This window comes from Marinobacter bohaiensis, from assembly GCF_003258515.1.
GTDB classification, from domain to species: domain Bacteria; phylum Pseudomonadota; class Gammaproteobacteria; order Pseudomonadales; family Oleiphilaceae; genus Marinobacter_A; species Marinobacter_A bohaiensis.
Genome location: NZ_QGEH01000001.1, coordinates 2,045,201 through 2,065,593 on the forward strand (window position 1 = coordinate 2,045,201; position 20,393 = coordinate 2,065,593).

At 62.8% G+C, this 20,393-nt stretch carries 16 protein-coding genes; 13 read left to right on the top strand and 3 right to left on the bottom strand.

Going from position 1 to position 20,393, the window contains the following annotated elements:
* Nucleotides 1–43 precede the first annotated feature (43 nt).
* The 11 genes from accD to cysG all read left to right on the top strand — a co-directional run bounded on the left by accD (nt 44) and on the right by cysG (nt 13,961).
* Nucleotides 44–973, top strand: coding sequence for an acetyl-CoA carboxylase, carboxyltransferase subunit beta (gene accD, locus DKK67_RS09095; protein WP_111496043.1), 930 nt, complete (start codon nt 44–46; stop codon nt 971–973).
* Nucleotides 957–2,219 carry a bifunctional tetrahydrofolate synthase/dihydrofolate synthase gene (gene folC / locus DKK67_RS09100; RefSeq protein ID WP_111496044.1) on the top strand — a complete coding sequence of 421 codons (1,263 nt, stop codon included), beginning with the start codon at nt 957–959 and terminating at the stop codon, nt 2,217–2,219. The genes accD and folC overlap by 17 nt, the downstream gene beginning before the upstream one ends.
* 127 nt (nt 2,220–2,346) lie before the next feature.
* Nucleotides 2,347–3,048 carry an SPOR domain-containing protein gene (locus tag DKK67_RS09105; RefSeq protein ID WP_111496045.1) on the top strand — a complete coding sequence of 234 codons (702 nt, stop codon included), beginning with the start codon at nt 2,347–2,349 and terminating at the stop codon, nt 3,046–3,048.
* Nucleotides 3,049–3,154: 106 nt separating this feature from the next.
* Nucleotides 3,155–3,721: a CvpA family protein gene (locus DKK67_RS09110; protein ID WP_111496046.1), complete on the top strand. Its 567-nt coding sequence runs from the start codon at nt 3,155–3,157 to the stop codon at nt 3,719–3,721.
* A gap of 6 nt (nt 3,722–3,727) precedes the next feature.
* Nucleotides 3,728–5,251, top strand: coding sequence for an amidophosphoribosyltransferase (purF, locus tag DKK67_RS09115; RefSeq protein WP_111496047.1), 1,524 nt, complete (start codon nt 3,728–3,730; stop codon nt 5,249–5,251).
* Between the two features lie 18 nt (nt 5,252–5,269).
* Nucleotides 5,270–6,493 carry an O-succinylhomoserine sulfhydrylase gene (locus DKK67_RS09120; RefSeq protein WP_111496048.1) on the top strand — a complete coding sequence of 408 codons (1,224 nt, stop codon included), beginning with the start codon at nt 5,270–5,272 and terminating at the stop codon, nt 6,491–6,493.
* Nucleotides 6,494–6,534: 41 nt separating this feature from the next.
* Complete coding sequence (locus DKK67_RS09125; RefSeq protein ID WP_111496049.1) at nt 6,535–9,099, top strand: DNA translocase FtsK; 2,565 nt, start codon at nt 6,535–6,537, stop codon at nt 9,097–9,099.
* A gap of 29 nt (nt 9,100–9,128) precedes the next feature.
* The gene (gene lolA / locus DKK67_RS09130; RefSeq protein WP_111496050.1) at nt 9,129–9,770 is read left to right on the top strand and encodes an outer membrane lipoprotein chaperone LolA; all 642 of its coding nucleotides are present in this window, start codon (nt 9,129–9,131) and stop codon (nt 9,768–9,770) included.
* A complete protein-coding gene (locus DKK67_RS09135) occupies nt 9,770–11,125 on the top strand; it encodes a replication-associated recombination protein A (protein WP_111496051.1) in 1,356 nt (451 codons plus the stop codon). Before lolA ends, DKK67_RS09135 begins: the two co-directional genes overlap by 1 nt.
* Nucleotides 11,126–11,261: 136 nt before the next feature.
* The gene (gene serS, locus DKK67_RS09140) at nt 11,262–12,539 is read left to right on the top strand and encodes a serine--tRNA ligase (protein WP_111496052.1); all 1,278 of its coding nucleotides are present in this window, start codon (nt 11,262–11,264) and stop codon (nt 12,537–12,539) included.
* A 57-nt stretch (nt 12,540–12,596) separates the two neighbouring features.
* Nucleotides 12,597–13,961 carry a siroheme synthase CysG gene (gene cysG, locus DKK67_RS09145; RefSeq protein WP_111496053.1) on the top strand — a complete coding sequence of 455 codons (1,365 nt, stop codon included), beginning with the start codon at nt 12,597–12,599 and terminating at the stop codon, nt 13,959–13,961.
* 72 nt (nt 13,962–14,033) lie between these two features.
* Here cysG and DKK67_RS09150 read toward each other — a convergent pair whose 3' ends face one another.
* Entirely contained in the window at nt 14,034–15,107 is a 1,074-nt protein-coding gene (locus DKK67_RS09150) for a 3-deoxy-7-phosphoheptulonate synthase (protein WP_111496054.1), read from the bottom strand.
* Nucleotides 15,108–15,599: 492 nt separating this feature from the next.
* Between DKK67_RS09150 and DKK67_RS09155 the strand changes: the two genes are divergently transcribed.
* Nucleotides 15,600–17,411, top strand: a complete 1,812-nt coding sequence (locus tag DKK67_RS09155; protein ID WP_111496055.1) for a DUF1631 family protein — start codon at nt 15,600–15,602, stop codon at nt 17,409–17,411.
* Complete coding sequence (locus tag DKK67_RS09160) at nt 17,411–17,833, top strand: PilZ domain-containing protein (RefSeq protein ID WP_111496056.1); 423 nt, start codon at nt 17,411–17,413, stop codon at nt 17,831–17,833. The genes DKK67_RS09155 and DKK67_RS09160 overlap by 1 nt, the downstream gene beginning before the upstream one ends.
* Nucleotides 17,834–17,904: 71 nt before the next feature.
* Here DKK67_RS09160 and DKK67_RS09165 read toward each other — a convergent pair whose 3' ends face one another.
* Nucleotides 17,905–18,690 (bottom strand): enoyl-ACP reductase FabI, encoded by a 786-nt coding sequence (locus DKK67_RS09165; protein ID WP_111496057.1) that lies wholly within the window; start codon nt 18,688–18,690, stop codon nt 17,905–17,907.
* Nucleotides 18,691–18,773: 83 nt separating this feature from the next.
* Nucleotides 18,774–20,393, bottom strand: a complete 1,620-nt coding sequence (locus DKK67_RS09170) for an ABC transporter ATP-binding protein (protein WP_111496058.1) — start codon at nt 20,391–20,393, stop codon at nt 18,774–18,776.

Genomic DNA, 20,393 nt, shown 5'->3' on the forward strand with positions numbered 1-20,393 from the left:
CCGGCCGCGCTCGCAGAACAGGACAGACTAACAGGAAGACATCATGAGTAACTGGCTGGACAAGATCATGCCGAGCATGATTCGCTCGGACTCCAAGCAGCGGACGAGCGTTCCCGAAGGCCTCTGGAAAAAATGCCCCAAGTGCGGCGCTTTCCTCTACAAGCCAGAACTCGACAAGAACCTGGATGTCTGCCCGAAGTGCGAACACCACCTGAGGGTGTCCGCACGTCGCCGGCTGGACATCTTCCTGGATCCCGATGGGCGCGACGAGATCGGCGCTGATCTGGAACCCTGGGATCGCCTGAAGTTCAAGGACAGCAAACGCTACAAGGACCGTCTGGCCCAGGCGCAGAAGGGCACCAGGGAGAACGATGCGCTTGTCGCCATGCGTGGTCGCACGCTGGGTCTGCCGGTGGTCGCCTGCGCCTTCGAATTCAACTTCATGGGCGGCTCCATGGGGCAGGTGGTGGGCGAAAAGTTCGTCCAGGCCGTGAATGTGTCCCTGGAGGAGCGTATTCCTCTGGTGTGTTTCTCCGCCAGTGGTGGCGCCCGTATGCAGGAAGCCATCCTGTCGCTGATGCAGATGGCGAAAACCGCCGCGGCCCTGGAGCGCCTGAAGCAGGAAGGTATTCCCTTTATTTCCGTGCTCACCGACCCGGTTTTCGGTGGCGTGTCCGCCAGTCTGGCCATGCTGGGCGACCTGAATGTGGCCGAGCCTTACGCCCTGATCGGCTTCGCCGGCCCGCGGGTAATCGAGCAGACCGTGCGTGAAAAGCTTCCGGAAGGCTTCCAGCGCAGTGAGTTCCTGCTTGAACACGGGGCCATCGACATGATCGTTGGGCGCCACGATATGCGTTACCGCCTGGCCAGCGTGCTGGCCAAGTTCACGGGCCAGGAGGCGCCGCAGCCTGATCCGGAGCGCGAGCCAGAGCCGGGTGAAGAGACTGAAATCCCCGATGCCCCGAGCGCCTGAATCCGGAGCCACTGTCAACGAGTGGCTCGCCTACCTCGAAGCACTGCATCCCAAGGACATCGATCTGGGGCTGGACCGGGTACTCCTGGTCCTGCGCCGGCTCTTTCCGCGTCACCCCGGTGCAAGGATCGTTACGATCGGCGGAACCAACGGCAAGGGCACGACGGTCGCAGCACTGGAGCGCCTTTTACTGTCCCGCGGGCGCTCTGTGGGTGCCTACACATCGCCGCATCTGCAGGTCTATAACGAACGCGTCCGGCTCAACGGTCTGGACATCGATGACGCCTCCCTGGTGGACGCCTTCGAGCGTGTGGAGGCGGCCCGCCGGGGCGTCTCGCTGACTTATTTCGAGTTCGGCACCCTGGCGGCGTTCGTTGCCTTCGGAAAGGCAGGCGTCGAGGACTGGCTGCTGGAAGTCGGTCTGGGCGGGCGCCTGGACGCCGTCAATGTGCTGGATGCCGACCTGGCCATCATCACCTCCGTCGACCTGGATCACACCGCCTGGCTGGGCGACGACCGCGAGCAGATCGGCTTCGAGAAAGCGGGCATCCTGCGATTTGGTCAGGATGCGATCTACGCCGAGTCTAATCCGCCGCGCTCTGTGCTGCAGCAGGCAGCGGCGCAGAAGGTCAGGTTTCGCCGCCTGGGCGAAGACTACCGGATTGATCGCAACACCGATGGCAGGGCCTGCGTGGTCACCGATGACTGGCGCGTGACGCTGCCGGAGGGTGGCTTGCCGGTAGGGAGTCTGGCGGCGGCGGTCCAGGGGTTCCGGATACTCGAGCCGGACGTTGCTGAAGAAGCGATTGCCCAGGCGCTGGAACAGGTAGCCGTGCCGGGCCGTTTTGAGACATTGCAATCGTCACCGAGGGTGATCGTGGATGTTGGTCACAACCCCCATGCCGCACGCTGGCTCCGGGAGCAGATCGCGAAACTGGGTGTCTCGGGTCAGGTGAGGGCGGTGTATGCCTGCCTGGAAGACAAGGATTCCGCTGGCGTGGTGTCCGCCGTCTCATCCGTTATCGGCACCTGGTATCTGGCCCCACTGACGGTTCCCCGAGGATTGGATCTGCCAGGGCTTGAGCGCCGCCTTGAGGCGGTTCTGGCCGGACACGACCGGGTTCGTGGTTGCCCGTCGGTCAGTGCCGCCATCGACGCCGCCATCGCTGACGCCGATCCGGCGGACGTTGTCGTCGTCTTCGGCTCTTTCTTTACCGTTGCCGAGGCGCGACAGCACCTGGGCTGAGCGGATCTGTCCTGAAGGTGTACCCATTCCTTAAAGTTACTTCATGCTCCCGGCAGCCCTTTGTGTTCGGTCGCCGCGGGCGTTAGTATCCGGTCAGACTCTTGGCGAATACAGAGGATCGCTTCCTGTGGATGGACTCAAACAGCGTATCGTTGGCGCACTGGTATTGATTTCCCTGGCTGTTATCTTTGTCCCGATGCTGTTCGACGAGCCGCATACAGAGCGAACCACCCGAACCATCGACCTGCCGGAAGAACCGGCCTTTCCTGCCGTTGAAATGAACGATGCCCAGGGCGATGCCGAGCCCTCCGGCACCGGTGGAGCCATCGCCAATGGCGGCTCCGATTCCGGTAACTCGCAAGGTTACACCATCGAAGAGTCGGCGCCGGTGGTTGAGTCGCCCCAATCCCCGTCGGAGGAACCCGCTTCCGGAACCGCCGAGAGCGTTGCAGCGGCACCGGAACCGGAACCTGCTCCCGAACCGGAGCCAGTGGAGCGCCAGGAGGAGGCGCCGGCTGCCGCGGCGGCCAGCCAGGCCGAGCCAGCCGAGCCGGAACCGGCCGACAAAGCCAATTATCAGCAGGTGCTGAAAGGCGCCTGGCTGGTCCAGTTGGGTAGCTTTGGCAATGAGAAAAATGCCTTGCGTCTGCGCGACAAGGTCCGGGAGCAGGGCTACGCGGCCTACACCCAGAGCGTTGAGCGCGGTGACCTGACGTTGACCCGGGTGTTTTCCGGCCCCTTCGTGAGCGAAGACGAAGCCCGTTCCGCCAAACAGCGCCTGGACAAGACGTTTGCCCTTAACAGTCTGGTGATGTCGGGCGATAAGTAGCGCTGGAACGCGCTTCGGACGCACATTCCGGCGACGGCTTCAAGGTTTGGTGTGACCCGGTTTCCTGTTAGAATCCGCGCTTCTGAAATTCGTTAGTGGGTCGACCATGGACGCGCTGATCTGGATAGACTGGGTCATCATCACAATCATCACGGTTTCGACCCTGATCAGCCTCAAGCGCGGTTTTGTCAGGGAGGCGCTGTCCCTGGTCACCTGGGTATGCGCCTTTATCATCGCGCGCACCTTTCACCCGCAGATGCAGTCGCTGCTGGAGAGCACCGTCGAGACCCCGCTGGTCCGGCTGATTGCCGCGTTTGCCATCCTGTTTTTTGGTACCCTGATCGTGGGTGCCGTGATCAATAACCTGATCGGACAACTTGTCCGCGCCACCGGTCTTTCCGCTACCGATCGTGTACTGGGAATGGGATTTGGCCTGTTGCGTGGCGTTCTGGTCGTAATTGTCGCCATTGCCTTCGTGCGTTATACGCCATTGTCCCAGGATACCTGGTGGAGAGAGTCGATCATGATTGACCGGCTGGCCCTGGTGGAACAGTGGTCCCGGCGCATGCTGGGCGATGAGTTTGAACGATGGCTCGGACCGGCCGGGGAACCCGCTTCCACGGTTCAGGCACAACCGGGCAACGAAGCCATGATTTCTGTACTGGAGAAGTAAACACCCATGTGTGGCATTGTCGGTATCGTAAGTACCTCTAACGTCAACCAGACGCTGTACGACGCGTTGACGGTTCTTCAGCACCGGGGGCAGGATGCGGCCGGCATCGTAACCTTCCAGGACGAGCGCTTTTATCTGCGCAAGGACAACGGCCTGGTGCGGGACGTGTTCCGCACCCGCCATATGCGCCGCCTGGTGGGCAACGTGGGTATTGGTCACGTGCGCTATCCCACGGCGGGCAGTTCCAGTTCGGCCGAGGCCCAGCCTTTCTATGTGAACAGCCCTTATGGCATTACCCTGGCTCATAACGGCAACCTGACCAACGCCGACGAGCTGAGCCAGGATCTGTTCCGCACCGACCTGCGCCACATCAATACCAATTCCGATTCCGAAGTCCTGCTCAACGTGTTCGCCCACGAGCTGCAGAAGCAGGGCAAGCTGGTGCCGACCAAGGACGAAATCTTTGCCGCGGTCAGCGCCGTCCACGAGCGTTGTCGTGGTGCTTACGCGGTGATTGCCATGATTACCGGCTACGGCATCGTCGGGTTCCGCGATCCCAAGGGGATCCGCCCAGCCTGTTTCGGCGTGCGCGAGACCGAAGCCGGCAAGGAATACATGATTGCCTCCGAAAGCGTGGCCCTGAACGCCGCCGGCTTCAAACTGGTTCGCGACATCGAGCCGGGCGAAGCGGTCTACATCGAGACCGACGGCACGCTCTACAACCAGCAGTGCGCCAAGGACCCGCATCTGATCCCGTGTATCTTCGAGCACGTCTATTTTGCCCGTCCGGATACCATTCTCGACAAGGTGTCGGTCTACAAGGCGCGCCTGCGCATGGGGGAAACCCTGGCGGACAAGGTTCTGCGCGAGCGTCCCGATCATGATATCGACGTGGTGATGCCGATCCCCGACACAAGCCGGACCTCGGCCATCCAGATGGCGCACCGCCTTGGGGTCAAGTTCCGCGAAGGCTTCATCAAGAATCGCTACATCGGCCGGACGTTCATCATGCCCGGCCAGAAGATGCGCAAGAAGTCCGTGCGCCAGAAGCTGAACCCCATTGATCTGGAGTTCAAGGACAAGAACGTGCTGTTGGTGGACGACTCCATTGTGCGCGGCACCACCTGTGAAGAAATCGTGCAGATGGCCCGCGACGCCGGAGCGCGCAAGGTGTACTTCGCGTCCGCAGCGCCCCCGGTGCGTTATCCGAACGTCTACGGCATCGATATGCCGGCGGCCAGCGAGCTGATCGCGCACGATCGTTCGATCGAGGAAATCCAGGACATGATCGGTGCCGACTGGCTGGTGTACCAGGACCTGGACGACCTGATCACCTGCGTCAATGACGTCAATCCCGAGATCGAAGCCTGGGAGTGCTCCGTTTTCGATGGCAAGTACGTCACCGGCGACATCGACGCGGCCTATCTCGCCAACCTGGAAAGCCAGCGCAGTGAAAGCTCCAGGGCGAAGAAAAGCACTGCGATGAGCACCGAAAACGGCATTATCGACCTGCACAACGACGAAGACTGAGCTTGAGGAAAGGCACCGATGACCAAGATCCGTGAGGAGCATAACCTGATCCCGGAAACCGACCTTGAGGGCGTGTCCGTCGACACGTTGGCGGTGAGGGCAGGGCAGATGCGGACCGCCCAGCTTGAGCACAGCGATGCCATTTTTCCCACCTCCAGCTTCGTCTATGGCAGCGCGGCCCAGGCCGCGGCGCGCTTTGGTGGCGAGGAGCCGGGCAACATCTACTCCCGCTTCACCAACCCCACGGTCCAGTCCTTCGAGGCGCGTATTGCGGCGATGGAAGGGGGCGAGCGGGCCGTGGGCACGGCATCCGGCATGGCCGCGATTCTCAGTACCTGCATGGCGCTGCTGCAGGCGGGAGATCATGTGGTGTGCTCGCGCGGCGTTTTCGGTACCACCAATGTGCTGTTCCAGAAGTACCTGGCCCGTTTCGGCGTCGACACCACGTTCGTCAGCCTGACGGATATGGAAGGCTGGCGTGCGGCAATCCGCCCCGAAACGAAAATGCTGTTCCTGGAAACGCCGTCCAACCCGTTGTGTGAAGTGGCGGACCTGCAGGAGCTGTCGGCGCTGGCCAAGAGCCACGACGCGTTGCTGGTGGTCGATAACTGCTTCTGCACGCCGATCCTGCAGCGGCCGTTCGAATACGGTGCCGATATTGTGATTCACTCGGCCACCAAGTACCTCGATGGCCAGGGGCGCTGTATCGGCGGTGTGGTCATCGGTTCCAACGCGCTGATGGAAGAAGTCTACGGCTTCATGCGCTCGGCCGGTCCCAGCCTGAGTCCATTCAACGCCTGGGTCTTCCTTAAAGGTCTGGAAACGTTACCGATTCGTATGCGCGCCCACTGTGCCAGTGCGTTAGAGTTGGCCCAGTGGCTGGAACAGCACCCGGCGGTGGAGCGCGTGTTCTACGCGGGCCTGGAGTCCCATCCCCAGCATGAACTGGCCCGCCGGCAGCAGAAAGGCTTCGGTGGCGTCCTGTCATTTCGGGTGAAGGGCGCTCGCGAGGAGGCCTGGCAGGTCATCGACTCGACGCAGGTGATGTCCATCACCGGTAACCTGGGGGATACCCGCACCACCGTGACTCATCCGGCCACCACCACTCACGGCCGCCTGTCCGCCGAAGACAAGGCTGAGGCGGGGATCACGGAAAACCTGATCCGGATATCGGTCGGGCTGGAAGATATTGACGACCTGAAGGCCGATCTGGCCCGCGGGTTGGACGCATTGACGCGCTAATAACAGAAGGAAGCCTGCTCTGAATGAGCCGTAGTCAGTCCATGTCAGAACGGAAAAAAGCGAGCGAAGAGACTCAGCTGACGGAAAAGCAGCAGCGCTTTCGCAAACTGCTGGCGCAGGGTGGTCGCGAAGGGGCGCTGATTGCCCTCGTGGCCCTGTGCATTTACCTGCTGATGGCGCTGGTCAGTTTCAGTCCGAAAGACCCTGGCTGGGCCAGTATCGGGCACGACGTCACGGTGGTGAATTACGCCGGGCGCACCGGTGCCTGGATCGCCAGTCTGCTGATCGATTTCTTCGGGCAGGTGGGCTTCCTGTTTCCGGCGATGGTGGCTTTCTATGCCTTCCTGCTGGTCAAGCATCGCAACGATCCGCTGGAGCTGCATTGGCCCCTGCTGGCGCTGCGCTTTGGCGGTTTTGTGCTTATTGTCCTGAGCGCCACGAGCCTGCTGTCGATGTACTCCATCATGGGGCTGGACGCCAGCGCCGGTGGCGTCATCGGCGTCGAGGTTTCGGAAACCATGGTGGGGGCCTTTAACCTGCCGGCGGCGACCCTCCTCCTGGTGGCGATCTTCCTGTTTGCCCTGACCGTGTTTACCGGGCTGTCCTGGTTCCAGTTAATGGACCAGTTGGGCGACTATACGCTGAAGTCGGTGGAGTGGGTCCGCACCCAGTTTGATACCTCCGGCGATGACGACGATGACTTGCCCGAACCCGAGCCGAAGCGCCGGGAACCGCCGCTGATTAACGACCGCGTCGCCGAGGAAGACGACAGGCCTTCCCTGTTCGAGCGTCTGCGTAACCTGTTCCGCCGCTCCGAACCCGACGATCCCTTCGAGGAAACCCAGCCTCAGCGAATCGAGCCCAGTGTGGATGGTTTGGCGGCCACGCCGGCCGACGATACGCCCGTCGACAGCGGCTTTTCCGCACGCGAAGAGACGCCGGCGCCACCGGTCGCCAAGGCCAAGCCTCCCGCTCAAAAAACGCCGGCCCAGCCGGAATCCCGCTCGGTGAAGATTTCGCCGTTCCAGCGAAAGGACGAAGGGTCAGCCAACAAGAAGGAATCCGGGCGTCAGCCGTCGCTGTTCGACAACATCGACAGTCCGCTGCCGCCGCTGACCCTGCTTGATCCGCCGGATACCAACAAGAAGAAGGGGTATTCCGAGGAGTCGCTGGAGCATATGTCGCGGCTGCTGGAAGAGAAGCTGTCCGATTTTGGCGTCAAGGTGGAAGTGGTCGAGGTCAATCCCGGGCCGGTCATCACCCGGTTCGAGATCAAGCCGGCGCCTGGCGTGAAAGTCAGCCGGATTTCCAACCTGGCCAAGGACCTGGCCCGCTCGCTGGCGGTGCTCAGTGTGCGGGTGGTGGAAGTCATTCCCGGCAAGTCCGTGGTGGGTATTGAGATTCCCAACGAAGAGCGGGAAATGGTGCGGCTGCGCGAGGTGCTGTCGTCCAAGGCCTATGAGGATCCGTCCTCGCCGCTGACTCTGGCGCTGGGCAACGACATCGGCGGTAATCCGATGACCGCCAACCTGGGCAAGATGCCGCATCTGCTGGTGGCCGGTACCACCGGCTCCGGTAAGTCCGTCGGGGTCAACGCCATGATTCTCAGCATGCTGCTGAAGGCGACGCCGGACGAGGTCCGCTTCATCATGGTGGACCCGAAGATGCTGGAACTGAGCATCTACGACGGCATTCCGCACCTGTTGGCGCCGGTCGTTACCGATATGAAAGAGGCAGCCAACGGCCTGCGCTGGTGCGTGGCGGAAATGGAGCGTCGCTACCGGCTGATGGCTGCCCTCGGGGTGCGCAACCTGGCCGGTTTCAACCGCAAGGTGAAAGACGCCATCGAAGCCGGCGAGCCGATCCCGGATCCGCTCTGGACGCCGGACGAGCACCTGGATAACGCCGAGGAAGCCCGCCCGGCCCTGGAGCCGTTGCCGTTCATCGTCGTGGTGATCGACGAGTTCGCCGACATGATGATGATCGTCGGCAAGAAGGTCGAAGAGCTCATCGCGCGGATTGCCCAGAAAGCACGGGCCGCCGGTATCCACCTGATCCTGGCAACCCAGCGCCCGTCGGTGGATGTCATCACCGGCCTGATCAAGGCCAACATCCCGACGCGGATCTCCTTCTCGGTCCAGTCCAAGATCGATTCGCGCACCGTCCTGGACCAGGGTGGGGCGGAGCAGCTGCTCGGCCACGGGGACATGCTCTACCTGCCGCCCGGCTCCGGCCTGCCGGTGCGGGTGCACGGCGCGTTCGTCGACGACGACGAAGTTCACCGCATCGTCAATGCCTGGAAGGAACGTGGCGAGCCGGTGTACGTGGACGATGTACTTAATGGCGCCGAAGGCGAGAGCCTGCCCGGTGTGCCGACCCTGTCGGAAGGGGGCGGTGACAGCGAAGGCGACTCATTGTATGACGAGGCCGTGGCTTTCGTCACCGAGGGCCGTCGTGTCTCCATCTCTTCGGTGCAACGCAAGTTCAAGATCGGCTACAACCGGGCGGCCAACCTGGTGGAGGCCATGGAAGCCTCCGGCGTGGTCAGTCCTGCCGGTCACAACGGCGCCCGAGAGGTTCTGGCGCCGCCACCCCCGCGAGACTAGACGTCGTATCGCATGAGGAGTTTTACTGCATGAAAAGCATTTGCGGCCGCATTCTGGCCATGGCCACTGTCCTGTTTGCCCTGGCATCTCCGACCTGGGCCGATTCCCAGGCGGCGCAAGCCCTGGCCGGCAAGCTGGCCAGCTACCGGACTTACCAGGCCGACTTCATCCAGGTGGTCGTCGATGGCACCGGTACCCAGGTTCAGGAGTCCCACGGCAATCTGAAAGCCAAGCGTCCGGGACTGTTCTTCTGGGAAGCGGAAACCCCGTTTGCCCAGACCATCGTGGCCGATGGGAAGCAGGTGGAGGTCTACGATCCGGACCTGGAGCAGGTGACCATCAAGGATATGGACCAGCAAATGACCTCGACGCCGGCGCTGCTGCTGAGTGGTGAAGTCGACAACCTGGAAGAGGCCTACCGCGTAACGCGGCCGGACGACACGCCCGGCGTGGACGATTACGTGCTTGAGCCACGCAACGCCGATTCCCTGTTCCTGTCCCTGCGCCTGCGCTTCCGGGACGATGTGCTCTCGGAAATGCGCCTGCAGGATTCCCTGGACCAGGTAAGCATCCTCCGTTTTGAGAACGTCCAGGTGAACGAGCCGGTGGCCGACGCCGCCTTTACGCTCGATTACCCGGATTCGGTCGACGTCATCAAGAGCGCCCAGTAATGCAGGGCGGGCTGTTTGCCGAGGAAAAGGGGTTCCAGCCCCTGGCCGCTCGCATGCGGCCTCACTCGCTGGCGGAATACGCCGGTCAGCAGCACCTGGTGGGGCCGGGCAAACCTTTGCGGCGCGCCGTGGAAGACGGGCAGCTCCATTCGATGATTCTCTGGGGCCCGCCCGGCGTGGGCAAGACCACTTTCGCCAAGCTCCTGGCGGACACCGCGGACATCGCCTTCGAGAGCCTCTCGGCGGTGCTCAGTGGCGTCAAGGACATCCGCGATGCGGTGGAGCGAGCCCGCAACCGCAAGCAGGTGGAAGGTCGCGATACGCTGTTGTTCGTGGACGAGGTGCACCGCTTCAACAAGAGTCAGCAGGATGCCTTCCTGCCGCACATCGAGGATGGCACCGTGATCTTCGTCGGCGCGACGACGGAGAACCCGTCCTTCGAGCTCAACAGCGCCCTGCTGTCGCGCACCCGGGTCTATGTGCTCAAGAACCTGGCAGCGGACGACCTGAAGGCGTTGTTGCGCCGGGCGCTGGACAGCGAGACCGGGCTGAACGGGCGCCTGGCGGTGCCGGAAGCCCTGCTGGACGTCATCGCCACCGCCGCCGACGGCGATGCCCGACGCGGACTGAACATTCTGGAGGTGGCGTCCGACCTGGCCCAGGACAACGGCGAGGGCGTCGCCGAGCTGACCGAGACGGATCTGGAACAGGTGATGCAGTCCAGCCTGCGTCGCTTCGACAAGGGTGGTGACGTCTTCTACGACCAGATCTCGGCCATGCACAAATCCGTGCGCGGCTCCGATCCCGACGGCGCGCTGTACTGGATGTGCCGGATGCTGGATGGCGGTGCCGATCCGCTCTACATCGCCCGCCGCCTGGTGCGGATTGCCATCGAGGACATCGGCAATGCCGATCCCCGGGCATTGCGGTTGAGTCTGGATGCCTGGGACACCCAGGAGCGGCTGGGATCGCCCGAGGGCGAGCTGGGGCTGGCCCAGGCGGCGACGTACCTGTCACTGGCGCCCAAGAGCAATGCCGTCGAGCTGGCCTATAACCAGTGTATGGCGGACATCCGCCAGCAACCGGACTACGAGGTGCCGGTTCACCTGCGCAATGCGCCCACCTCGCTGCTCAAATCCATGGGGCACGGTGCCGAATACCGCTACGCGCACGACGAGCCGGATGCGTTTGCCGCCGGGGAAGCGTATTTACCCGAAGCCCTGCATGGGGTACGTTATTACCAGCCGGCGCCCCGCGGCCTGGAAATCAAACTCCGGGAAAAACGGGAAAGGCTGGACGCTCGCAACGAGGCGAGCCCGCAGCAGCGCTATCCCGCCGGCAAACACCCGTCCTGATTGCCATTCCGGTCAACTGTGCGACCCATCGCGGTGGTACAGGAAATTCCTGAAGGTATACTATGCGCAACGTCAGCGCCGGCGTCGGCCAGCCGATGGCGGTGCGTTCTATTCACTCGAAGTTAACAGGACGATCATGCTCGATCCCAAACTCGTTCGCAGCCAGACTGAAGACATTGCCCGCCGGCTCGCCGTGCGCAACTACACCTTCGATATCGAGGCGTTCCAGTCGCTGGAATCCCGTCGCCGGTCCCTGCAGGTCCGCACCGAAGAGCTTCAGAGTGAGCAGAACAAGCGATCGAAAGCGATCGGCAAGGCCAAGGCAGCCGGTGAGGATATCCAGCCGCTGCTCGATGCGGTCGAGGACCTAAAGCAACAGCGTGGCGAAGCGGAAGACGAGCTGCGCGGACTCCAGGCGGAACTGAACGAGTTCCTGTCCGGCATTCCCAATGTCCCGGATGACACCGTACCCGCCGGCAAGGACGAGGACGACAACGTCGAACTGCGTCAGTGGGGCACGCTGCCGGCGTTCGATTTCGAACCGAAAGATCACGTCGACCTCGGCCAGGCGCTGGGCGGCCTTGATTTTGATGCGGCGGCCCGTCTTGCCCAGTCGCGCTTTGCGGTCATGCGTGGGGGCGTGGCCCGTCTTCACCGGGCGTTGGCGCAGTTCATGCTCAATACCCATACCGACGAGCACGGCTACACGGAGACCTATCTACCGTATCTGGTCAACGCCAACACGCTGTTCGGTACCGGCCAGTTGCCCAAGTTCGAGGAAGACCTGTTCAAGATGGAGGGGGAGCATCCGCTCTACCTGATTCCGACCGCCGAGGTGCCCGCCACCAACCTGGCCGGGGACAACATCCTCAAGGCGGATGAGCTGCCTCTGCGGATGGTGTGCCACACGCCGTGTTTCCGGAGCGAGGCGGGATCCTACGGCCGGGACGTGCGCGGCATGATTCGCCAGCACCAGTTTGACAAGGTGGAGCTGATCCACATTGTACGGCCGGAGGATTCCGAGCAGGCGCTGGAAATCCTGACCGGTCATGCCGAAACCATCCTGCAGAAGCTGGAGTTGCCATACCGGGTGGTCGAGCTCTGTGGCGGCGATATCGGCTTCTCCGCAGCCCGCACCTACGACCTGGAAGTCTGGCTGCCGGGGCAGGGCAAGTACCGGGAGATTTCGTCCTGCAGCAACACCCGGGATTTCCAGGCCCGCCGCATGCAGGCGCGTTGGCGCAACCCGGAAACCAACAAGCCGGAGCTGGTGCATACGCTGAACGGTTCGGGTCTGGCGGTGGGCCGCACCCTGATCGCGATCCTGGAGAACTATCAGCAGGCCGACGGCAGCGTACGCGTGCCCGAGGTTCTCAAGCCCTACATGGGCGGCCTGGACGTACTGAAGCCCTGACGACACCGCACCAGGCGGACCGGTCGGGGCTAATCGTGGAAGAAGGAGAGCAAGCAGTTGAGTCTTACGGTTTCGCTTCGCATCGATCTCGCCGTGGTGGCCTGCATTGGCAAGGGGCCGCGTTTGCTGGCCAAGGCGCGTCAATGTGCCGATCAGGGGGCGCGGGTGGTCTGGATCGATCACTCGGCGCTGCCGGACGAAGCCCCGGCAGGTAGCGAATGTCTCCCCGACTGGCCGGCGGATGCGGCCCTGACCGGTGACGACTACGGCCTGGTATTGATCGATACCGGGGCCGCGGACGAGGACCGCCAGTGGCTCGACCGGGTGGATCGGCTGGTGCCGGTCTGGATGCCGGGGCAGGAGCCGCGGGCGCAAGTCCAGTTTCCGGCGGCGATCCAACGTGGTCCTTTGCGGATCACGGTCGACACCGGTGGGCGCTGGCCCACAGTCGCCAACTGGTTGCGTCAGCGGCTGGACACCCTGTTGCCGGAGGGGCTGGCCAACGTCCTGCAAGGCATGACGGGCAAGGGCGAACTGTCGTCGCTCCTGGCCACGCCTCACCAACGCCGTCATTTCTGGTATCGCCTGCTGGAAGGACCGCTGGTCAACCGGGCTCATCAGATGCCGGAGGCGGAACTGCAAGCTGCACTGGATCAGAGCCTGGAGCGTGCGTCCGCCGAGAGCGGTCAGGGTGAGGTCTATCTGGTGGGAGCCGGACCGGGGGATCCCGATCTGCTCACCCTGAAAGCCCTGCGCATCATCGCCCAGGCGGACGTCGTGCTCTACGACCGGCTGGTGTCCCGGGAAATCCTCAACCGGGTGCGGGCGGACGCCGAGATGATCCACGTCGGCAAGGAACGTTCCAGGCACACCCTGCCACAGGATCAGATCAACCAGCGACTGGTGGAGTTGGCCCGCGATGGACGCACGGTGGTACGGCTCAAGGGCGGAGACCCGTTTATCTTTGGTCGCGGCGGCGAGGAAATTGAGACCCTGGCCGAGGCCGGCGTCTCCTTCCAGGTGGTGCCGGGTATAACCGCGGCTTCCGGATGCGCGGCTTACGCCGGTATTCCGCTCACCCACCGGGACCACGCGCAGTCGGTACGTTTCGTGACCGGTCACCTCAAGAACGACAGCTGCAACTTGCCATGGCGGGATTTCGTCCAGACCAATCAGACGCTGGTGTTCTACATGGGACTGGTGGGGCTGCCGATCATCACGCGTGAGCTCAAAGCGCACGGCATGGCGGGTACGACGCCGGTAGCCCTGGTGTCAAAAGGCACCACGCCCGAGCAGGCGGTGCTCACCGGCACGCTGGACACTATTTCTGAACGGGTGGAGGAGAGTACCGTCAGACCACCCACGCTGATCATCATTGGCGATGTGGTGCAGCTGCGTGATCGACTGAGCTGGATGGGCTAGCCGGATATCGGGCAAGCAGGACAAGTGAGGAGTGAGGCGGCCGGCCCCGTGAGGGACCGGCCGTTCTTCGTTTTACTGGGTGCGCTTGGGCAGCACGTCCTTGAGCTTGGCGTGCATGTCGCGCAGTGATTTTTCGGTGGTTTCCCAGTCGATGCAGGCGTCGGTAATGGAGACACCATACTTCAGGTCTTCCAGCTTTTCCGGAATCGACTGGCTGCCCCAGTTAAGGTGACTTTCCACCATCAGAGCCTGGATCGACTGGTTGCCTTCGATGATCTGGTGCGTCACATCCTGCATGACCAGCGGCTGGATGGCCGGATCCTTATTGGAGTTGGCGTGGCTGCAGTCGACCATTAGGGACTTGCGCAGGCCGGCTTTTTCCAGTTCCTGCTCACACAGGGCGACGTTGACCGAGTCGTAGTTGGGCTTGCCGCCACCACCGCGCAGCACCACGTGGCCATAGGCATTGCCCTTGGTGCGTACGATCGAGACCTTGCCTTGCTGGTCAATGCCCAGGAAGTTGTGCGGGTGGGAGACCGATTTCATGGCGTTGATCGCCACGTCCAGGCTGCCATCGGTGCCGTTCTTGAAGCCGATGGCCATGGAAAGGCCCGAGCTCATCTCACGGTGCGTCTGGGATTCGGTGGTGCGGGCGCCGATGGCGGACCAGGAAATGGTGTCCTGCAGGTACTGGGGTGAAATCGGATCCAGCGCCTCAGTCGCGGTCGGCAGACCCAGCTCGGCGATATCCAGCAGCAGACGGCGCCCGATATGCAGACCCTGCTCGATGTCGAAGGAGTCGTCCAGGTGCGGGTCGTTGATCAGACCTTTCCAGCCGATCGTGGTGCGGGGCTTCTCGAAATAGACCCGCATGACGATGTACAGGGTATCGCTCAACTCTTCGCTCAGGGTTTTGAGCTTTTCCGCGTACTCGCGGGCCGCCTTGACGTCATGGATCGAACAGGGGCCCACCACCACGAACAGGCGATGATCCTTGCGGTCCAGGATGTTGTTGATTGTAGCGCGACCGTTCGCCACGGTTTCCGCGGCGCGGTCGGACAGGGGCATTTCCTGTTTCAGCGCTTCGGGGGTAATCAACGGGTCGTTGCTGGCCACGTTGATGTTTTCAATCTGCTTGTCAGACATGTCGTTGTCGTCTCCCGATTCGGCAGCCGTTAACGCAACTCTGCGTTCACGAAGGAAATGTTCCGTGAGAGTGTGGCAGGAGGTGGACCGCCGTCCACCGCGAGGCCGCTTGCTCACGGGCCGCCGGCGATTATTATCGTTAGGTGGTTCCGCCGGACCTCCAGGCTCAGGGGAGGGCCTTGGTCGTAACCGGGCGGAGACACCTTGAAAAGGGCGTTTATGTTGCGATATTAGTCACTCCAATGCAATTGAAAACCGTGCTATTTCAGTGTATCGCGCCGTTAGGGATGACCTATACTGACGCGTTTGTCATGGCTTCCTCGCTCGTTATGCGACGGCTTTGGCACAGTCGTCCCCGGTGAGCGGTGGACTCCTTTGCCAAGCCATGCTGCAATACGCCCTCTTGCACACCGTTTCCTGCCCATGCCTGATTCAGGCAACGGAGGGTCGGCATTCTCGCCGGGCCGGGGCATTACAGGATATCTGATCTTCATGGTTCGACCCCCATCCCGCCAGGCCGGCGGCGCACAGCAGCCTAATCCGGATCTGATCCAGGCGATCCTCAAGGGTATCCGTGTGCCGGATCTGCCTTATCCGTTGACGCGGGAAGAGCCGGTGCCTGACTGGCTGCCGGTGCTGGCCGATTGCTGGCGGGAGCAACAGGACCGTCGCGTGATTGAAGTGCTGCAGGCGATCGATATGAGCTGGTCGGTGCGCCAGGTCAACGCCGCCTACCTGGCCGATCGCATGATGGATGTGTTCCTCGCCAAATCCGGTCTGCATCCCACACTGGTGCGCCGGGTGGCAAGGCTGCGTTTCCTGGTGGCCTGGCAGATCGCCGAGCAGGGGGCGGCCGCCATCGGACCAAACTGTCCGGTCCACGACTGGGTGGACAGCCTTCACACGCTGCGTGGCTGGAGCGACTCCGGCGGTCGGGCGGCGCGCCAGGTGCTGACCTGGCTCGACCAGTTGCAGTCCGCCGTCGACCAGAGCTTCCAGGCACAGTCGCTGGCGCCCTTTGAAGCCTTCACGGCCGACTGGCGCAAGGAACAATCCGGCAAGGACGGTCGCATCGATCGTCTGAGCCAGCGGCTACTGGAAACGGAGCAGGGGGCTTCCCGGCAGCGCGCCGCGGAACAGGTGGCCCGTGCCCTGGTTGGCCGTGCGATCGCCCGCCGGGCACTGCCCGCGGTGGTCACCGAATTCATTACCCACTACTGGCTTCCACTGCTGCGCCAGGTCGCCTGGCAGGACGGTGTCGGCAGCGAGAACGCCCGACATGCCGCCAAGTTGCTTGAATGGCTGGTCTGGGTCGCCGACCCCAACCTGTCCGATCGCGACCGTGACAAGCTGTATCACGTGGGCGAACAGCTTGGCGACAAGATCGGCGAAGTCTGGAATCGTGTACAGAACGAGCCGCTGCCTGCCGGCGCACTGCAAGGCGTCGAGGAATTGATGGTGGCTCGTTTGCGCGGTTCCCCGGTGGAGCTGGAAGCGGTTGGAAACTTTACTTTCGAGCCGCGCTGGCTGAATCCGCCCACCATCGAACGCGCCGAGACGGCCGAGGTGGAAGGCCGCTGGTTTGTCGAGGGCGAAGGCGAGGCCGAACAGCGCATGCATTGTTTCGCCTTTCTCGAGGATTCCCAGGAAATTCTCTGGACCAACGGCGAGGGTGTCAAACTCGGCCTGATGACGTGGCAGGCTTTCCAGGACGACCTGGCGGCGGGTCGCCTGCGTCCTTTGCCGGCCATCTACCCGTTTGCCGAGGTGGTTAGCGAGACGCTGGACAAGCTGGAGCAGGTGCTGCGCAGCCAGGTCGAAAAGCGTCGCGAGGCCCGGGCGAAGGCCGAAGCCCAGGCCGAGAAGGTGCGTCGCGAGCGCGCCGAGGCCGAGAAACGGCGCCAGGAAGAGGCGGAACGTGTCGCCCGGGAGCAGCAACAGGCCCGGGAACGTGAGGAAGCCGCAGCGCGGGAGAAGCAGGCGGCCGAGGAGGAAAAGCGCAACGCCGAGCGATTGGCGACCGTTCGGGAGCAGGTGGATTCCCTCAAACTGGGTAACTGGATTACCCTGGCGCCGGATCCGGACTCGCCCAGCGATGAACCGCGCAAGCTGAAACTGGCTGTCCGGCTCAACGCCACTGGCAAGCTGATCTTCGTCGACCGGTTGGGTCTGAACCGGACGGAAATGACCACCGATACCCTGGTCAAGTGTATTCTGAGCAACCAGGCACGCCTGATGAGCAGTGAGGCGGATTTCGAGGATACCTTGTCCCGGGTCGTGGGAAGAATCAGGGTGGGGCGATAATGGCGATCGGAGACTATGAATTCGGCCACTACGAATTCGGCGATGGTCCGGAAACCGACCACGAGCAGCGCCGCGAGTTTCGCCTCAGTGGCCGGGTCAGCGTTCACCTGGAGCTGGAATCGGCGGGGCCGACAGACGCCACGGACGCGCCACGGGCACTGTCCTGCTATACCGTGGATCTGTCCGCCCGGGGTATCCGTGTCGCGGCCTCGGAGCCGGTCCCGGAAGGGGCCATTCTTCCCGCGGTGGTGACGCTGAAGCGCGCCGCTGACGAAGCCGTCTATCGGTTAATGGTCGAGGTGGTTTGGTGTCGTCGCGAAGACGAGCGCGGCTGGACAGTCGGGCTGGAAGTGCTGGAGTCGGACGATACCGAAATTCTGGAGTGGCTGGAAACCATTGTCCGGGCGCTGGACGACGATTAGCGCGGTAGCGCCGCCGGAAAGAACGGATACCGGGGCCATCGGACGATGGACCCCGGCGCACAGCAGGGCGGTTATTCTTCCAGCGCGCCCATGCCGGTGATGTTGAAGCCGGCGTCCACGTAGACGATTTCCCCGGTGATGCCGCTGGCCATGTTCGAACACAGGAAAGCGGCGGTGTTGCCCACTTCCTCGGTCGTGACGTTACGCTTGAGCGGCGCGCGGTTGGCGTTTTCCTGCAGCATACGGCGGAAACTCTTGATGCCGGAAGCCGCCAGGGTCTTGATCGGACCGGCGGAAATGCCGTTCACGCGGACGCCGTCGGCACCCAGACTGGCCGCCATGTAGCGCACGTTCGCTTCCAGCGACGCCTTGGCCAGACCCATCACGTTGTAGTTCGGCAGAACGCGTTCGGCGCCCAGGTAGCTCAGTGTCAGCAGCGCGCCGTCGTCGCTGAGCATGCCGCGCGCAGCCTTGGCCAGGGCGACAAAGCTGTAGGAGCTGATGTCGTGGGCGATCTTGAAGCCTTCGCGGGTGGTGACGTCCACATAGTTACCGTGCAGCTCGTTTTGCGGCGCGAAGCCGACCGCGTGGATGATGATGTCCACCTTGTCCCAGTGCTTGCCCAGCTCGGTGAATACCGCTTCGATTTCCTGGTCGTTGGCCACATCACAGGGGAAGGTGAGCTCACTGCCCCATTCCTTGGCGAAACCCTCGACGCGGGACTGGAGCTTTTCATTCTGGTAAGTGAATGCCAGTTCTGCGCCTTGCTGGTGGAAGCTCTCGGCGATGCCGTGGGCGATTGAATGCTTGCTGGCCACGCCGACGATGAGGGCGCGCTTACCTTTAAGGATTCCCATGAATGATCTCCTGATTCGTTGATTGGGGCATTGTCTCCGATTGCCCCGCAGCGTTTAAGTCGCTATTCGTCTAAGGTCCGAGTTCAGCGGGCCCCGGTATGGATGTCGTCGGGCGCTTCGGCGTGATAGAAGAAGGCCGCTTCCAGCAAATTACGCGTGTACTCCGCCTGCGGCGTTTCCATGACTTGCCTGGCGTCGCCGTACTCCACCACTTCTCCGCCTTTGAGCACCAGGACCTGGTGGCTCAGGGCCCGTACCACGGCAAGGTCGTGGCTGATGAACAGGTAGCTGAGTCTGTAGCGCTGCTGCAATGAGCGTAGCAGCTCGATCACCTGCTTCTGCACCGTTCGGTCCAGCGCCGACGTGGGCTCGTCCAGGACGATGAGGGACGGTTGCAGCACCAGCGCCCGGGCGATCGCGATACGCTGGCGCTGGCCTCCCGAGAACTCGTGGGGGTAGCGGTGCCGCGATGCCGGATCCAGTCCGACATCCTGGAGGGCCTGGACGATCATGTCCTCGTGCTCGGCTTGCCGGTCCGGAGCGTGCACCATCAGGCCTTCGCCGACGATCTCGCTCACCGACATCCGCGGACTCAGGCTGCCGTAGGGGTCCTGGAACACGATCTGAATATCCTTGCGCAGCGGTTTGAACTGCTTCTGGTTCAGGTTGTTGATCGGCTTGCCCCGGTAGAGGATCTTGCCATCGCTCCGTACCAGCTTGATCAGGGCCATGCCCAGGGTGGTCTTGCCGCTGCCGCTTTCGCCAACGATACCCAGGGTTTCGCCTTCACGCAGTTCGATATGGACGTCGCGGACCGCGTGCAACCAGGCTTTGGGTTTACCGAAGAAGCCTCTGCGCAGCGGGAACCGTACCCCGACGCCATCCATGCTCAGCAATGTCCTCGACGTTGTCGAAGGGCTTGAGGGGGCCTTCCCGGGATCGGCGCTGAGAAGCTGTCGCGTGTAAGCGTCGCGGGGGGATTCGAAGATGGTTTCGGTCGGGCCGGCCTCCACCTGATGCCCATGCTGCATCACCACCACCTCGTCGGCATAACGCCGCACGATCGACAGGTCGTGGGTGATCAGCAGCACGGCCATGCCCAGGCGTTCCTGTAACGAGCGCAGCAGTTCCAGCACCTGGCGCTGAACCGTGACGTCGAGGGCTGTGGTGGGTTCGTCAGCGATCAACAGGTCCGGCGCATTGGCCAGGGCCATCGCGATCATCACCCGCTGCTTTTGCCCGCCGGAGAGCTGGTGCGGGTAGTACGCCAGACGTTCGCGCGGATCGGGAATGCCCACCAGTTCGAGCAGTTCCAGCGTCCGTGCGTGTGCCTGGTTGGGGCGCATGCCCTGATGGATCGCCAGGGTTTCGCCGATCTGCTTTTCCACCGTGTGCAGCGGGTTCAGCGACGTCATCGGTTCCTGGAAGATCATGCTCACGCGGCGACCGCGGATCTGGCGCATGCGTTTGTCGGGTGCGGCCAGCAGATTTTCACCGTCGAGCAGGATCTCGCCACTGGGGTAGGTGGCGTGACGTTCGTCCAGCAGCCGCAACACCGACAGCGCCGATACGGACTTTCCGGAGCCGCTCTCGCCCACCAGGGCGACGGTCCTGCCGGCCGGCACCCGGAACGACAGATCGTGCACCACCGCTTTGCCGTCAAAGGCGATGGACAGGTTGCGTACGTCGAGGAAGTCGGTCAT

Excerpts from the sequence above, each read along its gene's own strand:
- lolA (WP_111496050.1), top strand. The coding sequence starts at position 9,129 with ATGAAAAGCATTTGCGGCCGCATTCTGGCCATGGCCACTGTCCTGTTT.
- DKK67_RS09110 (WP_111496046.1), top strand. The coding sequence starts at position 3,155 with ATGGACGCGCTGATCTGGATAGACTGGGTCATCATCACAATCATCACG.
- DKK67_RS09170 (WP_111496058.1), bottom strand. The coding sequence starts at position 20,393 with ATGACCGACTTCCTCGACGTACGCAACCTGTCCATCGCCTTTGACGGC.
- DKK67_RS09120 (WP_111496048.1), top strand. The coding sequence starts at position 5,270 with ATGACCAAGATCCGTGAGGAGCATAACCTGATCCCGGAAACCGACCTT.
- accD (WP_111496043.1), top strand. The coding sequence starts at position 44 with ATGAGTAACTGGCTGGACAAGATCATGCCGAGCATGATTCGCTCGGAC.
- DKK67_RS09160 (WP_111496056.1), top strand. The coding sequence starts at position 17,411 with ATGGCGATCGGAGACTATGAATTCGGCCACTACGAATTCGGCGATGGT.
- DKK67_RS09155 (WP_111496055.1), top strand. The coding sequence starts at position 15,600 with ATGGTTCGACCCCCATCCCGCCAGGCCGGCGGCGCACAGCAGCCTAAT.
- DKK67_RS09125 (WP_111496049.1), top strand. The coding sequence starts at position 6,535 with ATGTCAGAACGGAAAAAAGCGAGCGAAGAGACTCAGCTGACGGAAAAG.
- serS (WP_111496052.1), top strand. The coding sequence starts at position 11,262 with ATGCTCGATCCCAAACTCGTTCGCAGCCAGACTGAAGACATTGCCCGC.
- folC (WP_111496044.1), top strand. The coding sequence starts at position 957 with ATGCCCCGAGCGCCTGAATCCGGAGCCACTGTCAACGAGTGGCTCGCC.
- DKK67_RS09135 (WP_111496051.1), top strand. The coding sequence starts at position 9,770 with ATGCAGGGCGGGCTGTTTGCCGAGGAAAAGGGGTTCCAGCCCCTGGCC.
- purF (WP_111496047.1), top strand. The coding sequence starts at position 3,728 with ATGTGTGGCATTGTCGGTATCGTAAGTACCTCTAACGTCAACCAGACG.
- DKK67_RS09165 (WP_111496057.1), bottom strand. The coding sequence starts at position 18,690 with ATGGGAATCCTTAAAGGTAAGCGCGCCCTCATCGTCGGCGTGGCCAGC.
- DKK67_RS09150 (WP_111496054.1), bottom strand. The coding sequence starts at position 15,107 with ATGTCTGACAAGCAGATTGAAAACATCAACGTGGCCAGCAACGACCCG.